The sequence below is a fragment of the Nostoc sp. PCC 7524 genome, from assembly GCF_000316645.1.
GTDB lineage: Bacteria > Cyanobacteriota > Cyanobacteriia > Cyanobacteriales > Nostocaceae > Trichormus.
This window is the reverse complement of the sequence record NC_019684.1, coordinates 4,859,326-4,875,048: the sequence shown is the minus strand read 5'-3', so window position 1 is coordinate 4,875,048 and position 15,723 is coordinate 4,859,326. Positions and strand designations below refer to the sequence as shown.

The window sequence follows — 15,723 nt, the reverse complement described above, 5'->3', positions numbered from 1 at the left end:
TAGGAGAGCAGGAGAGAAAATGAATATTGCCTATTACCTAATAACTAACTAATAAATAATGACTAATTTAATCTCTCGGATGCAGGCAGTACAGTCGCCAATTATTCCTGTAGTTGGGGAGTTAATTAAAAATTCTCCTGGTACGATTTCTTTAGGACAGGGTGTAGTCTCCTACAGTCCACCACCAGAAGCTATTGAGCTTTTGCCTCAATTTTTATCTGAACCTACTAATAATTTATATAAAGCTGTTGAAGGAATTCCCTCTTTATTAAATGCTTTGACGGATAAATTAGCAGCTTTTAATCAAATTCTAATTAATAGCAGAAATTGTATTGTAGTAACTGCGGGAAGTAATATGGCATTTATGAATGCTATTTTGGCTATCACTTCCCCTGGCGATGAAATTATTTTGAATACACCTTATTACTTCAACCATGAAATGGCTATTACTATGGCTGGTTGTCGTGTGGTGTTAGTCGAAACCGATGCAAATTATCAACTAATTCCAGAGGCGATCGCTCAAGCAATTACACCCAAAACACGGGCAGTTGTGACAATTTCACCGAATAATCCTACAGGTGTGGTTTATCCGGAAAATGTATTACAACAAGTTAATCAAATTTGTCGCGATCGCGGTATTTATCACATTAGTGATGAAGCCTATGAATACTTTACCTATGACGGTGTAAAACATATTTCCCCTGGATCATTTCCGGATAGCAGTGAGTATACTATTTCCCTATTTAGTCTTTCCAAAGCTTACGGTTTTGCTAGTTGGCGGATTGGCTATATGGTGATACCTCAACACCTGCTGGTTGCTGTGAAGAAAGTCCAGGATACAATTTTGATTTGTCCGCCAGTGGTTTCCCAGTATGCAGCCTTGGGAGCATTGCAGGCTAAACCAGAGTATTTACAAGCCAATATTGGTGCGATCGCTCAAGTCAGACAATTGGTTTTAGAATACCTTCAGCAGCTACAAGGATTGTGTACTATTACTCCTGCTGATGGTGCTTTTTATTTTTTCTTGAAAGTGCATACCCAAATGGATGCTTTTGAATTAGTCAAACGGCTGATTCAAGAACATAAAATAGCAGTTATTCCAGGTACAACCTTTGGCATGGAACATGGTTGCTATTTACGAGTTGCTTATGGTGCATTGCAAAAAGATACAGTTCAAGAAGGTATGGCAAGATTAGTCAAAGGGACAAAAACAATTTTAAACAATAAACATTAAAATTTATCTGCACTAAAATATTATAACTAAATTTTGCTAAAGTATAAAACATAAATAATCCTCTCAAAAATCAAAATGACCAGTGTACCAAACATCTTTTTAGTAGGAGCTAGTCGCGGTGTTGGCAGAGAAATTGCTAAACACTTAACAGTGCAAAAGCTCAATATTAAAGCACTTCTGAGAAGTGAAAATGCTCGTGCTGAACTCGAAACAATGGGTATTAAAGTTGTTCAAGGAGATACCTTAAATGTCGATGATGTAGAACTAGCTATGTTAACAGATGAGCCAATTCATGCTGTTATTAGTACCCTTGGAGGGCTGCCGACAGACACAGAAAAACCAGATTATCCAGGTAATAAAAATCTCATTGATGCCGCTATCAAAGCTGGTGTACAAAAATTTATCCTGGTGACTTCTATTGGGACTGGTAATAGTGTCGGTGCGCTATCACCTCAAGCTTTAACCGCATTGCAAACAATTTTAATTGAAAAAGATAAAGCCGAACAACATTTAATTGCTAGCGGACTGAATTACACAATTATTCGTCCTGGTGGACTAAAATCAGAACCAGCCACGGGTAATGGTATTCTAACGGAAGATACACGTATTTGTGGCAGTATTCATCGTGCAGATGTGGCAGATTTGGTTTGTCGTTGCTTAAACTCTAAGCTTACTAGCAATAAAATCTTGTCAGCAGTAGACAAAAATATGGGTTCTTGGCAACTTTTGGTGATCTTGGTTGGGGGAAGGCAGAGGGCAGAAGGCAGAAGGCAGAAGTTAGAAAGATATAATTGAGATACGTCAAACTTCACTCCATCAAACATTTGAGGGATAAGCCTCAGCTTGGTTATGTCAGTGCTAAGTTATCTATTACCAGATTCAGCAAACCTGAAACTTGAAAATTGCATTCTTGACGAGATAAAAACTCAGATAAAGTTGATTGTTTCTGCTATCAATAGAGTAGTTAATTGTCCAGTTTGTAACCAACCAACTCATAAAATTCATAGTCGCTATGAGCGAAAGTTAGCAGATTTACCCTGGGCTGATTACAGCATTACTTTACAGTTAAGGGTGCGGAAGTTTTTTTGCCTTAATAAATTGTGTAAACGGCGCATTTTTGCAGAAAGGCTGACCAATGTTACCGCACCTTGGGCGAGAAGAACTCTACGTTTAGCTCAAAGACTGAGTGCGATTGGTTTAGCTAATGGTGGTGCAGCAGGGGTAAGACTCTCACAGGACTTGGGGATAAAAGTTTCTCGCAACACGCTATTAAATTTAGTCCGCTCAATTCCACTACCACCCATCGTAACGCCACATACTCTTGGGGTAGACGACTTTTGTTTTCGTAAATGTAAAACTTACGGCACAGCACTAATTGATCTCGAACGCAGACGACCAATTGCTCTACTCAAAGATGCAAAGGCTGAAACTTTGGCAGAATGGTTAAAAGCTCACCCTGGTGTCAAAGTCGTCTCACGAGATCGGTCAAAAACTTATGAAAGTGGTATTCGCCAAGGTGCGCCAGAAGCCATTCAAGTTGCAGACCGCTTTCATCTATTGCAGAACTTATCTCAAACGCTTTATCAAGTCTTTGGTAATCACGCCAAAACACTAAAAGAAGTGGAAAAACAAGTCTTTAATACTGATACTAAAGTGCATTTAGAGGTGGAAACAGCAAACAACCTTTCCATGATTGCTGAGACTAATAAGAGTCCAGTTGTGCCAAGGTTTCCCCAAAACACATCTTTAAAAAGAAAAGTTCAATCCGCCAAAGCACGGGATAGACGCAGAGAAATCCATGAGCAAGTTTGGAGACTGCGGTCTATTGGCTTATCAGGGCTAGCAATCGCTCAAGAGCTGGGAGTTTCTAAAACTACCGTATTCAATTACTTGCGTAGCTCAACTTTTACCGAACGTCGTGAACGTAGCGACCACGGTCTGAGTCTTCTCAACCCTTATCATGATTACCTCCTCAGTCGCTGGAATAGCGGGAACCACAACACCCAAGAACTGTTTGAAGAAATTCGCACCTGCGGCTATACCGGTAGTTATGCCACGGTCGCTCGCTTCACTCGTTATCTCAAGACCTTGCCCGGATTTGAGCCAGCAAAAGGTTCAAGAAAAAACGCTTCCCCCAGGGTTAGCTCTTGCGCCCATCGTCCTCTCACCCCCAGTCGCGTCACAGCTTTAGTCTTGCGACGACCAGAATTAATACAGCCTAATGAGCGTGAAGTCATCGCTCAACTACAAAAAGCCCATTCGGATTTGAAGTCAGCTATTGAACTAGCACAACAGTTTGCATCTCTTGTGCGTCAACGCCTGCCTGAGCAGCTCGATGCTTGGTTAAACAAAGCTAAAAACAGCTTGGTTTCTTTGTTGCGCTCCTTTGCTGTTAGTTTAGAGTCTGACTACGATGCTGTGAAAGCAGGTGTAACTATGTCAGTTAGTAATGGCCCAGTTGAAGGGCATATTAATCGACTGAAAATGTTAAAACGGCAGATGTATGGTCGCGCCAAGATAGACTTACTAGAACGACGATTTCTGTTGGCTATTTGAAAAGAAAATTTTGACAATTTACACTTGATTATATGAGTTATAGAAATCAGTTTATCTGGCAAAGGGCAGTTCAACTTGCTATCAATTGTTATAAATTTACCCGCCTATTTCCTCAGTCAGAATTGTACGGTTTAACTAGTCAAATACGCCGTTCATCCGTATCTGTAGCGTCTAATATAGCTGAAGGCTATGGTAGGCGTTCCAAACCAGAATATATCCAGTTTTTACATATTGCGCTAGGTTCTTTGAGAGAACTTGATACGCAATTAATCATTGCCAAAGAAGTAGATTTAGCTGATAAAGACCTTTTCACTCCCGTATTAAATGAAGTTGAGGAAATGCAAAGTATATTAGTTGCTACTTTAAACAAACTCAAGGGTTGAAATTATTACTTCTACTCTTCCGACTTCTGCCTTCTGCCCTCTGCCCTCTGCCTTCCCCCGGCTAAGATCACCAAAAGTTGCCAAGAACCAAAATATGCTGTTTACACAAACAGAATTTGTGGAATTTAATTTGGAATAGTGAATTGAGGATGGAAAAATAATTTTATATTTTTTCCATCCACTAATTTATCTCTCCTAATTACTCTCCAGAAATTTGTAAGGACACAGTTCTTTTACGTGGCCCATCTAACTCAAAAAATAATACTGATTGCCAAGTTCCCAACCCTAATACTCCATCAATCACAGGGATAACTTCGCTAGTAGTTAGCATCATTGCCATCAAGTGAGAATGAGCATTCATTGGTTCATCTTCTGGCACAATTCTTAAATGTAGATCATTATGTAAATAACGATCTGATTCAGGGGCTAGTTTGTTCAAGAATACTTTGATATCTTCTAATAGTCTGACTTCATCTTCATTAATTGTCAAAGCCGTTGTAGTATGTCGAGAAAATACTAGAACTTGCCCATTTTTAATTGCAGTAGCAGCTAGAAAATCTTTGATTTGAGGCGTAATGTTATGAATATTAATCCCTGGTTCAGTTTCGATTTCGATTAATTTATGAAAAATTGGCATAAACTTAGAAATGTAAATTTTTAGAGTGTAAAACTTTGTATAAAAAATATTTTAAAGCTCTTTGCTACTTATAGTAAAAATAATTAAGTAACATAGATAGTATCAAGATTATAAGTTTGCGATCGCCTATAGCGGGCGCTCTACGCCATCGCTCTTACCATGCTAAATTACAACCCATTACACTGCTTACCCTCCGCCGAGGATCTACCCGATTCTGACGATGAACCTGTGGATAATCAACTACAACATCTAATTCCTGGGTTACTAGAAGCCATACTAGCTTGGATTTGGTCAAGCCGGATGGATTGGTTTTTTGGGGTTGATATGGGAATTTATTACGATCCCGAACAGCCACCAATTGTCCCCGATGGTTTTTTAAGCTTGGGAGTTGAGCGCGTTTTTGATGAGAACTTACGCCTGAGTTATGTACTGTGGGAAGAAAAAGTCATGCCAATTATGGCTTTAGAGGTTGTTTCTCACAGACGCAGGGGAGAATATACTTACAAAAAGAAACTTTACGCCGAGATGGAGGTTTTATATTATGTGGTTTATAATCCCCAACGGCGGAAAAAACCACCTTTAGAAGTTTATAAGTTAGTCAATAATGAATATGTATTGCAACCGGGAAATCCTGTTTGGTTGCCAGAGATAGGTTTAGCAATTGGTTATGAACAGGGAACTTATCAAGGAATCACAAGGGATTGGTTGTATTGGTATGATGCCCAAGGGGTGAGATATTTGTCACCAGAAGAAAGAGCGATCGCATCTGAACAACGCGCTCAAAGATTAGCAGATGAATTGCGAAAATTAGGAATAGATCCTGATACTTTAACTTGAAGTTCACCTACATTTTTTAGATATTATTTCTCACCCAAGTCCGAAAATACTTTATCAAAGCAGTTTCAGTCATACTTTTACTTTGCTGCATAAATCTACTCATCTCACTTGCAGACACTACAGGAAAAGCCAGACTAAATTCATGCTCAATATACTGACCGTTAACTAACTGATAAAATTTTAAGTTGTGTCCGTCATATCTCCACAATTCAGCAATACCTAACGCTGAGTAAATATTAAATTTGTTGACTGAACTGCTAGTAATGTCTATTTCTATGGCTAAATCAGGTGGCGGATCTGTTTCTAAATTTAATTGTTCTTTACCTCTTACTCTAAATTCATTTTGGATGTAGTAACAGTTATCTGGTTCTATACCTCGTTTAGCTAATGGGAGTTTTAAGGTTGTAGAGCCAGCACTTTTTACTTCTAAGTTTAATTCTTCAACTAGAGCAAATATTAAACGGTCAAACTGAATTTTAGGGTTTTCGTGTTCAAAAAGTGGGGTCATAATTTCTAAAGTGCCGCAGTCATACGCAAACCTAGAATCTCTATCCTCGCCTGTATCTCTGAGCAAGGCTTCAAAGGTTTCCCAGCTAACGTTATGTAAAACTGTTCTTTGTTCGGCAGGGGTTGACTGTATGAGCATATGAATAAATGAAGCTAAATAGGATCGTGATAGGAATATACGGCATTTTGTTTACTAGGATGTTCTTGACGCACATCAAGTCCCCTACTTTCAAAAACACAAGCTTGACCATTTGCTTTTTTCAAACCAGTACCTATCTCACCAAATCGAGTTGGTTTTTTCTGTTTAAATGCTTCTTCAAGTAAGTTTAGAGCTTGATTTTGCGTTCTTCGAGAAACAAATTGACTCCATGTTCGTCGCCAAAATGCTTCAGGACGATATCGGGCGCGTACTACAATCTCTTTGCACTCTCTTCTAGGATAGTTCTGTTCTCGCCTTGTTGGACGTAGAGAAAATTCTGCTGATGTCGGGGATGTTTTCTTGAACCTAACAACTTGATATTCCCAACTTGAACCTCCTGCGATCGCAGTATGAGGAATCAAAACCCAAAGTAAGCATAGCAGAGTTAAAGTAGACTTTTTCATAAAAATTAAAAGGTGGGCATTGCCCACCCTCAATTAACCGAAAATTCCAGCAAAAAAGTCAATGGTTTCCTTGAGTGCTTTGATGAAAACATCAATTTCTTCGCGGGTATTGTAGAAAGATAAACTGGCTCGTGCGGTGGCTGGTAAACCCAGGTGACGGTGTAATGGTTGTGTACAGTGATGTCCAGAACGGATGGCTACGCCTTCTTGATCTAATAATGTAGATAAGTCGTTAGCGTGGACACCTTCAACAGTGAATGCTGCTAAAGCGGCTCTCCCTTCACCTTGAGCATTGGGTTTTGGCCCGTAGATTCTCACTTGGGGGACTTTAGCTAATTCTTGGAACAAATAAGCTGTTAATTCTGCTTCATAGGCGTGGATTTTATCCATACCTATATTAGTCAGATAATCTATGGCTGCACCCAGTGCGATCGCTTCCCCAATTGCTGGTGTCCCCGCTTCAAATTTATGGGGTAATTCGGCGTAGGTGGAATGATCTAAATACACTTCAGCAATCATTTCACCACCACCAAAAAATGGTGGCATTGCTTCTAGTAATTCCAACTTACCATATAGAAAACCTATACCGGTGGTCGCACACATTTTATGTCCAGATGCTACCAACCAATCACAGTCGATTTGTTGGACATCAACAGGCATATGGGGAACACTTTGACAAGCATCAAGTAAGAATTTCGCGCCGTATCTGTGAGCAATCTTTGCAATCTCTGCCACTGGATTGATACAACCCAGTGTATTAGAAACATGAACTATAGAAACTAATTTAGTTTTATCAGAAATCAGTTGTTTAAACTGTTCTAAATCAAAGGTTTCTTCTGGTGTTAATTCCACAAATTTGAGAACTGCACCAGTTTTCTGCGCCACAAGTTGCCAAGGCACAATATTACTGTGGTGTTCCATCACCGACAGAATAATTTCGTCCCCAGCTTTTAAATTGTTCATCCCCCAGCTATAAGCTACGAGGTTAATGGCTTCGCTGGCGTTGCGGGTGTAGACAATTTCTTGGCGAGAGGCTGCGTTAATAAATTTAGCAATTTTATCCCGTGCGCCTTCATAAGCATCAGTAGCTTTTGCACTGAGGGTATGCGCTCCCCGATGCACGTTGGCGTTATATTCTTCGTAGTAATCCCTGAGTGCATTTAAGACGAAGAATGGTTTTTGGGATGTCGCCGCATTGTCTAAATAAACCAAAGGTTTATCGTTGACTTCCTGCTGTAATAGCGGGAAATCAGCACGGACTTTATCAGCTAGGGTTTTGGTAGGAGTGTAAGTCATTGGTAGTTAGTCATTGGTAGTTAGTCATGGGGCATTGGGCATCGGAAATTGGGCTTTGGGCTTTGGGCTTTGCTTCAAAAGCTCCCTTTGCCCTCATATCTAATCCCTACTCCCTACTCCCCACTCCCTGTTTTCCAGATAGTGACGGTGTTTAATAATTGTTCTCGCAATGAAGCTACTGGGATATGATTGATGATTTCGGTGGCGAAAGCGTTAACTAATAACTTGCGCGCGTCATTGGCATCAATACCCCGGCTTTGCAGATAGAATATTTCATCATCTTCTAACTGGCTGACTGTTGCACCGTGAGCGCATTTCACGTTGTCGGCGGTGATTTCTAGTTGGGGTTTGGTATCAACTCTGGCTTTTGATGATAGCAGCAAGTTGCGGTTTAACTGTGCTGCGTCGGTTAGTTGTGCTGGTTTGGGAACAAACACTTTACCGTTAAAGACTGCGTGAGCGCGATCGCCGACAATACATTTGTGCAATTGCTTGCTTGTACCATAGGGATGATTGAGAGCGATCGCGCTGTGGGTATCCGCTACTTGGTTGCCTGCAATCATCGTCAAACCGTTGAGAGTCGTTTCAGTTTGTTCACCGGTTTGCAAAATCTCTAAATTATGCCGTGATAGCTTTGCACCCAAGGTGATAGCGTGACAACTATAGCGGCTGTAACGTGCTTGGGTGACGGCAGTTTTACCAATATGAAATGCGGCTTGAGAGTCTCGCTCAACCCTAATATGAGTTACATGAGCATTATCAGCGATCGCTATTTCTGTAACGGTGTTGGTGAGGTAAACCGTTTCTTCCCTTTGTGGGATAGTCACATAATCTTCAATGACACTCACCTGGGAACCACTTTCTGCCACCACCAAACACCGGGGTTGGGAAATTGTCGCTGTTTCACCTGCGACGGTAATAAATAACAGATGAATTGGTGTCTCAACGACTAGGTTTTTTGCTACCAATACGACTGCTACATCAGATATTCCCGCAGTGTTGAGGGCGGTAAATACTTCTAATGCTCCCTCTGCTTGGGCTAGATGTTGTTGTACCCGTTCTTGTTCGGTTAAAGGTAATGTAGTTAAATTACCGACAACTATCCCAGCAGGTAAATCCGCCACGGCTGATAATTCCGGCGAGTAAACACCATTCACAAACACCAATCGGCTGTAGTGAGATTCTGGTAGCGTTAATCCAGTGATATCTAGAGACGTTGCTGGCAAAGTCTCTACATGATTGAATTCCACTTGGCATAACGCCGACAAATCAGTAAACCGCCATTCTTCCTCGCGGGTAGTGGGGATAGTGGAATGACGTACCCAATTCGCGGCGCGATCGCGTAATTCCTGTAACCAACCTACTGTTGCTGGTGGAGTCACCTGATTTAACAAAGCCACTAAATCAGCATCTCGATCTAACAGAGTCGATGTCAAACTGACGGCATCCGAATTAGGGATAGAACTAGGAGAAACTTTACTCGTCATTACACACCCACCTCAACCGCAGTTTCTTCCAACAGCCAGTCATAACCGCGAGATTCTAATTCCAGTGCCAATTCCTTACCACCACTGGTAATAATGTGTCCCCGCGCCATAACGTGTACAAAGTCAGGAACAATATAATCAAGTAACCGTTGGTAGTGGGTAATCATAATCGTGGCATTTTCGGGGCTGGTGAGTTGATTCACACCGTGAGCCACAATTTTCAAAGCATCGATATCTAAGCCAGAATCTGTTTCATCCAAAATAGCTAACTGTGGTTCTAGCAGCGCCATTTGCAGAATTTCGTTGCGCTTTTTCTCACCGCCAGAAAACCCTTCGTTCAGACTGCGACTGAGGAAAGCAGGATTCATTTTCACCACTTCCAACTTTTCCTCAATCAAATCATCAAAATCAAAAGCATCTAACTCTTCCAAACCTTGGGCTTTGCGGCGAGAATTATAAGCTACCCGCAAGAAATCCAAATTGCTCACTCCAGGAATTTCCAGAGGATATTGGAACGCCAAAAACACACCAGCCCTAGCCCGTTCTTCTGGTTCCATTTCCAGTAAATTCTGCCCCTGGAAAATCACCTCACCACCAGTCACAGTATAAGCTGGATGTCCTGATAACACCTTAGAAAAGGTACTCTTACCAGAACCATTCGGCCCCATGATCGCATGAACTTCACCAGCGCGAACTTCCAAATTTACACCCTTAAGAATCGGCGTACCATCAACTTCTGCCGTCAAATCTTTTACCGACAAAATCACATCACTATTTTCAACAATCATGTTCTCTCTCTCTTCATTTTTTGGTTCGTAGTTGGTGCTGAAGCACCTTTCGGCAGCACTAAAGTGCTTACTACAAGCCTTAACCCACACTACCTTCTAATTTCAGGCTCAATAACTTATCAGCTTCCACCGCAAATTCCATTGGTAGCTGATTAAAGACATCCTTACAGAAGCCGCTAATCATCATGGAAATCGCATCTTCGGCGGAAATGCCGCGTTGAGCAAAGTAAAATAGCTGATCTTCTCCAATTTTGGAAGTAGACGCTTCGTGTTCTACTTTCCCGGTGTTATTCTGCACTTGAATGTAGGGGAAAGTATTGGCGTGGGCATTATCCCCAATTAACATGGAGTCGCACTGTGAATAGTTACGCGCCCCTTCGGCTTTGGGGTTAATTTTCACCAAACCCCGGTAACTATTACTAGAATTACCTGCGGAGATACCTTTAGAAATAATTGTGCTGCGGGTGTTTTTCCCGATGTGAATCATTTTCGTACCGGTGTCGGCTTGCTGCATATTGTTTGTCAACGCCACCGAGTAGAATTCACCGACGGAGTTATCACCGACTAACACGCAGCTAGGATATTTCCAAGTAATCGCTGAACCAGTTTCTACCTGTGTCCAAGAAATTTTGGAGTTCACACCTTGACACAAACCGCGCTTGGTAACGAAGTTGTAAATCCCGCCTTTGCCGTTAGCATCACCAGCGTACCAGTTTTGGACGGTGGAGTATTTAATCTCAGCGTTGTCGAGGGCGACGAGTTCCACGACTGCGGCGTGTAGTTGGTTGCTGTCGTACATCGGCGCGGTGCAACCTTCCAAGTAGGAAACGTAGCTACCTTCTTCAGCGACAATCAAAGTCCGCTCAAATTGCCCTGTATCACCGGAATTGATGCGGAAGTAGGTAGACAGTTCCATTGGGCATTTTACGCCTTTAGGAATATAGACAAAAGAACCATCACTAAAAACCGCCGCATTCAGGGCAGCGAAATAGTTGTCAGCAATGGGAACAACACTACCCAGATATTTTTTGATCAGTTCTGGGTGTTCTTGCAATGCTTCGGAAATGGAGCAGAAAATCACGCCGTCTTTGGCGAGTTTTTCTTTAAAGGTGGTGGCAACAGAAACGCTATCAAAAATTGCGTCTACAGCGACGTTGGCGAGACGCTTCTGTTCCGATAAGGGAATGCCTAGCTTCTCGAAGGTTTCTAGGAGGGTGGGATCTACTTCCTCTAAGCTGTTGAGTTTTTCTTTCTTTTGCTTAGGGGCAGAGTAATAGATGATATCCTGATAGTCGATAGGTGGATAAGTAACGCTAGGCCAAGTCGGCTCGGTCATTTTGAGCCACTGGCGGTAAGCTCTGAGACGAAACTCCAGCATAAACTCCGGTTCATTCTTCTTAGCGGAGATTAAGCGGATAACATCCTCATTTAGTCCACGCGGAATCGTGTCGGTTTCGATGTCAGTGACGAAACCGTACTTGTAGGGCTGGTTGACTAAGGTTTTGACAGTAGCACTCATCGCTAGTGGTCTCTATGTGTTCAGGAAGTGTTTCTCTTTAAGGATGGGAGACGGGTTAGGATTGGGTCGCTTCCCATCTCATTTAACCGAGTGGTTAAACGACTGTTACAATAATGATATAGACTAAAACAACATGGTTGTTGTTTAATATATTTTCATTTTACGCTAGATTAACAACAACAATGTTGTCAAAGTCAAATTTTCTGAAAAAATTTTTTGGACGTTCGCGGAGCGTCTTGTAGAGAAGATGGCGACCACTCAACAGTCCTCAACCAAGCAAGAGATCCTAGAGTATCTCCTCAAGCACTCCCAGGCAACAGCCGTTGATTTAGCCTCTATATTAGATGTCAGCCCCCAAGCTATTCGTCGTCATCTTAAAGATTTGGAGGCGGAGGAGCTAATTACCTATTCATCAACAGTACAAGCGGGGATGGGGCGACCGCAGCACGTTTATCAATTGAGTCGGCAAGGGCGAGAACGCCTGCACAAAACCGCTAGCGATCGCCACGGTGATTTTGCGGTTTCGCTCCTCGATACCTTGGCGGAAACAGTGGGACACGACCAATTCAAGACAATTTTACAAAAACAATGGGAACGCAAAGCCCAAGAATACCGCGATCGCGTGGGTAATGGTTCCTTGCGCGAACGGGTAGCAAATTTAGTAGAATTGCGAAAAGCTGAAGGTTTCATGGCGGAATATCACCCTGTAGATTCCCCTGAGTCAACAGAGGCGGAAAGATTTATCTTCATGGAACATAATTGTGCAATTTCTAATGTTGCTGAATCATTTCCCAGTATTTGCGGTCATGAACTAGAAATGTTTGCTGCTGTTCTTCCAGATTGCACAGTTGAGCGTACCCATTGGCTCATCAATGGTGAACATCGTTGTGGCTACCTAGTGCAAGCCCGCAAGCAAACATCTCGTTAATCAGGTGTTTTTCAAATTCAGTTTAGGTCATCAAGCAGAGTCAATTGGTAAAGAGCTTTACCAATTCTTGGCTAATATTACCCAAAGCTAACTTTTAAGTGTTGCCCTCACCTACTAGAATTCGTAGTAGGATGCGATTTGTGAAGTTTGTAGGCGCAAGCCTTGTCGTAGACTATTTTAAATTTTGATTTGTTTATGGATTTCCCATCACAACAACCGTCAACTCAATTTCTCACTCCAGAAGAGTCAGCTAAAGTAGATGCCGCTCTGTTGTCTTCTCCAGAAAAATTTTTAACAAGATTAACTATTTCTTCTCTAAAACTGTTAAAACATATTGCCCAAGATTATGGCGTGACTATTGAAGATTTAACAACACAACAAATAGTAGCTTGGTTTGAAAAAGACGGCAAAATTAGGAGAGAGGAAGGAGTCGAAGCTGCTTATTTAAAATGGTAAGATTATGATTCCTTGATCAATTATTTTAAAATCTAAAATTTCCCAATCTCCTGCAAAAACTCGTTACTAGGTTGAACCTAATAACGAGCATAATGGGAGTTTAAGATGATTATTCTGTGTTGATGCTGGCAATAATTTAAGTTTTAAGCTTGATAAGTGTGAGTCCGAGGACTACGAACTCCTACAGCCGCACCTATTAACGCAGCTACTAAACCTAATAAAGAACCAAAGACAAACCACCACAAACCTCTAGAAGTAGCGTCTGCAATCTCACGGGCTTGTTCAGCAGTAACTTGAGGGGGTGGGGTTGCGACTACACCTGGTTGCTGTGCTATGACTGGTCCCACATTGGCTGCTGCAATCCCAAAAGCACCTGTTACGCCGCTTGCTAATAGCCAGGAGCTAAGTGCTAAAGTAGTAGCCCATAAAATCGCCCCATTGAGGAGTGCGGTATTGCGATTCATGGGGCCGCAAGCACGGGATGTAATCCAACCGCCGACAAATAGGGAAATTAACAGCGCAATGGTTGACCAAATTCCTACATTACCTGCTATATCAGGGGCAATGGTGCGAGGTCTACCTGAACCTGCAATGGTTCCCGCGCCAATTGCGGCAAATGCGGTACTTAAAATCAATTGCGTAGCTAAGGCAACTAACACACCGGAAATGACGGGACCCCAACGTACCCGATCATGATATTCGGCTACTCTCCCAGCGATCGCAGATTCTGGCTGAATAACTTCGTCACCTACTCGATTTACGTATGACATAAGTCTATTTTCTCCATTGCTACTTTAGTGAAGTAACGTTTTTCTCAAGTTAGTTATATTTATGCTTACGTTTAAAATTAAATTGTGAATTATCGATTTTAATATCTATCAACAGAAAGAGTTATTGCCTCTATCAAGGGTAGTAAGAAATCAGTATATTTATCGAGTTTAATATTAGTTATTATTGCTTAATTTTGCTGTATATCTTGATTTGAAAGCTTTTTTGAGGGTGATACTAAACTAATTGCTTGTAAATTTATCAATATTTTTAATAACTTCTCATAATTACTTTTTAGAAAAAAATAATTTTCTAGCCATAAGTGATGAGTAATACCATCCACAATATTACCTATCACAAATTATTAAAGGTCTATAACCAAAGATATATAGTAATCGGTTTTGATTTTGGAAATTATTTGTGTAGGCAGGGAATAGGAAGTCCCGATGAAGCAAGTTTCACAGTCAAACATGAAATATGTCTTTCTCCTCCTGCCTCCCCTGCTCCCCCTGCTCTTTCAAGCCAGTGGGGAATGGGAAGTAGGCAAGAAGACTTTGTGAGTGTAGGTAGTTTCTTATGCGCCAGCGCAGGCTACGCTCACAAAAATCAAATATAGGACTCCTATTTGATTTATGAACAGTTTCTGTAGGACATGAGTTCTGTAGAAATGCAGAAACAAAAACTAACGCAATTTCACAGCAGTACCTGTAGCAGTAATTAAGATCAAAACTCCTGACTGATCAACATTAATTGTGCCAGTGTCAATTTCGATACCAATTACAGCGTTGGCTCCCAAGCGCAACGCCCGTTGTTCTAATTCTTGTATGGCCTTATTTTGCCCCTGTTCAAATAAACGCTCATAACTACCCGTGCGTCCACCAATGACATCCCGAATACCAGCTAAAAAATCCCGCAGGAAATTGCTACCATAGACAACTTCTGCTGTCACAATACCTAAATATGAGTCGATCACCCCACCTTGAATCACATCAGTTGTAGTTAAAATCATAATTTATCCTCACGAATTGCTGATTAGTTCATACTTATGTATTATTGCTGACAGTTTTTTCTAGAGTAATGTATGGTAAACAAGGTAATTTTTAATAGTTTGGCTTGATTTTAGCTAAACAATAGACAAAAAAAACTAAAGATATTGGATAAATAAATATAATTATTCATTATATATTTGCTAAAGTATCAAGTGTCTTCATACTAGGAAATTCCTGCTCCCATCACCATCTGCCTATCTTTTAGTTGATTATATGTAATGTTTAGCAGACAAAATCATCACCAAAAAAAGATAACTGATTCAACAAGAAAGGCAGGAGGCAGAGGGCAGAAGGCTTTTATGTTTATCTTCTGTCTGATGCACAAGCCTTCTGGCGACCGGAAGGGAGCAAGGGTTTGAGTCCCCCACTGAAATCTTCTCTACGAGACGCTGCGCGAATGATTCAGTGGTACTTATTTGGTGGGGTCTGAATCCCCCACCAAATTCTTTCCTTCTGCCTCCTGCCTCCTGCCTTCTGCCTTCTTTTCAAAAGTGACAGATTTACTTATACAGTATCTTGAATATTTGCCGCTCTTAGAATGCTTCCATAAAAATCCTGAGAAATTTGGTCTTGAACTGGGATAGGGAATTTACTGATTATTAATATTTTATAAAGCTAGACAAATTACTGTTTGCAAAAATTGATATTTTTGTTTTAATGTACAAGAAAAAAGTT

General features: G+C 41.2%; 17 protein-coding genes. 8 read left to right on the top strand and 9 right to left on the bottom strand.

Features of this window, described 5'->3' with window-relative positions:
- Positions 1–58 precede the first annotated feature (58 nt).
- From NOS7524_RS19655 to NOS7524_RS19640, 4 genes are all read left to right on the top strand, one after another.
- A complete protein-coding gene (locus tag NOS7524_RS19655) occupies positions 59–1,234 on the top strand; it encodes a pyridoxal phosphate-dependent aminotransferase (RefSeq protein ID WP_015140234.1) in 1,176 nt (391 codons plus the stop codon).
- A 75-nt stretch (positions 1,235–1,309) separates the two neighbouring features.
- Positions 1,310–2,029 (top strand): SDR family oxidoreductase, encoded by a 720-nt coding sequence (locus NOS7524_RS19650; protein ID WP_015140233.1) that lies wholly within the window; start codon positions 1,310–1,312, stop codon positions 2,027–2,029.
- A gap of 54 nt (positions 2,030–2,083) precedes the next feature.
- Positions 2,084–3,790: an ISL3 family transposase gene (locus tag NOS7524_RS19645; protein ID WP_015137799.1), complete on the top strand. Its 1,707-nt coding sequence runs from the start codon at positions 2,084–2,086 to the stop codon at positions 3,788–3,790.
- 32 nt (positions 3,791–3,822) lie between these two features.
- Entirely contained in the window at positions 3,823–4,173 is a 351-nt protein-coding gene (locus NOS7524_RS19640; RefSeq protein ID WP_015137800.1) for a four helix bundle protein, read from the top strand.
- Between the two features lie 199 nt (positions 4,174–4,372).
- Here the strand turns inward: NOS7524_RS19640 and NOS7524_RS19635 are convergent, their stop codons facing one another.
- Complete coding sequence (locus tag NOS7524_RS19635; protein WP_015140232.1) at positions 4,373–4,810, bottom strand: secondary thiamine-phosphate synthase enzyme YjbQ; 438 nt, start codon at positions 4,808–4,810, stop codon at positions 4,373–4,375.
- Positions 4,811–4,969: 159 nt separating this feature from the next.
- Here NOS7524_RS19635 and NOS7524_RS19630 point away from each other — a divergent pair, with 159 nt between their 5' ends.
- Complete coding sequence (locus tag NOS7524_RS19630; RefSeq protein WP_015140231.1) at positions 4,970–5,647, top strand: Uma2 family endonuclease; 678 nt, start codon at positions 4,970–4,972, stop codon at positions 5,645–5,647.
- A gap of 16 nt (positions 5,648–5,663) precedes the next feature.
- On the opposite strand, the gene NOS7524_RS19625 is transcribed toward NOS7524_RS19630, so the two are convergent.
- The 6 genes from NOS7524_RS19625 to sufB form a co-directional block, all read right to left on the bottom strand.
- Positions 5,664–6,293: a Uma2 family endonuclease gene (locus NOS7524_RS19625; RefSeq protein ID WP_015140230.1), complete on the bottom strand. Its 630-nt coding sequence runs from the start codon at positions 6,291–6,293 to the stop codon at positions 5,664–5,666.
- A 14-nt stretch (positions 6,294–6,307) separates the two neighbouring features.
- A complete protein-coding gene (locus NOS7524_RS19620; RefSeq protein WP_015140229.1) occupies positions 6,308–6,757 on the bottom strand; it encodes a hypothetical protein in 450 nt (149 codons plus the stop codon).
- Between the two features lie 33 nt (positions 6,758–6,790).
- Positions 6,791–8,053 (bottom strand): cysteine desulfurase, encoded by a 1,263-nt coding sequence (locus tag NOS7524_RS19615; RefSeq protein ID WP_015140228.1) that lies wholly within the window; start codon positions 8,051–8,053, stop codon positions 6,791–6,793.
- Between the two features lie 113 nt (positions 8,054–8,166).
- The gene (gene sufD / locus NOS7524_RS19610; RefSeq protein WP_015140227.1) at positions 8,167–9,540 is read right to left on the bottom strand and encodes a Fe-S cluster assembly protein SufD; all 1,374 of its coding nucleotides are present in this window, start codon (positions 9,538–9,540) and stop codon (positions 8,167–8,169) included.
- The gene (gene sufC / locus NOS7524_RS19605; protein ID WP_015140226.1) at positions 9,540–10,328 is read right to left on the bottom strand and encodes a Fe-S cluster assembly ATPase SufC; all 789 of its coding nucleotides are present in this window, start codon (positions 10,326–10,328) and stop codon (positions 9,540–9,542) included. The genes sufD and sufC overlap by 1 nt, the downstream gene beginning before the upstream one ends.
- A 79-nt stretch (positions 10,329–10,407) precedes the next feature.
- A complete protein-coding gene (gene sufB, locus NOS7524_RS19600) occupies positions 10,408–11,847 on the bottom strand; it encodes a Fe-S cluster assembly protein SufB (RefSeq protein WP_015140225.1) in 1,440 nt (479 codons plus the stop codon).
- Positions 11,848–12,094: 247 nt separating this feature from the next.
- Here sufB and sufR point away from each other — a divergent pair, with 247 nt between their 5' ends.
- On the top strand, positions 12,095–12,775 hold the full coding sequence (gene sufR / locus NOS7524_RS19595) for an iron-sulfur cluster biosynthesis transcriptional regulator SufR (protein WP_015140224.1): 681 nt from the start codon (positions 12,095–12,097) through the stop codon (positions 12,773–12,775).
- A 195-nt stretch (positions 12,776–12,970) separates the two neighbouring features.
- Entirely contained in the window at positions 12,971–13,231 is a 261-nt protein-coding gene (locus tag NOS7524_RS19590; RefSeq protein WP_015140223.1) for a hypothetical protein, read from the top strand.
- Between the two features lie 143 nt (positions 13,232–13,374).
- Here the strand turns inward: NOS7524_RS19590 and NOS7524_RS19585 are convergent, their stop codons facing one another.
- Complete coding sequence (locus NOS7524_RS19585; RefSeq protein WP_015140222.1) at positions 13,375–14,001, bottom strand: hypothetical protein; 627 nt, start codon at positions 13,999–14,001, stop codon at positions 13,375–13,377.
- A 323-nt stretch (positions 14,002–14,324) separates the two neighbouring features.
- Here NOS7524_RS19585 and NOS7524_RS29605 point away from each other — a divergent pair, with 323 nt between their 5' ends.
- A complete protein-coding gene (locus NOS7524_RS29605; RefSeq protein ID WP_015140221.1) occupies positions 14,325–14,615 on the top strand; it encodes a hypothetical protein in 291 nt (96 codons plus the stop codon).
- 66 nt (positions 14,616–14,681) lie between these two features.
- Here NOS7524_RS29605 and NOS7524_RS19580 read toward each other — a convergent pair whose 3' ends face one another.
- Complete coding sequence (locus NOS7524_RS19580; protein ID WP_015140220.1) at positions 14,682–15,008, bottom strand: YbjQ family protein; 327 nt, start codon at positions 15,006–15,008, stop codon at positions 14,682–14,684.
- Positions 15,009–15,723: the final 715 nt, after the last annotated feature.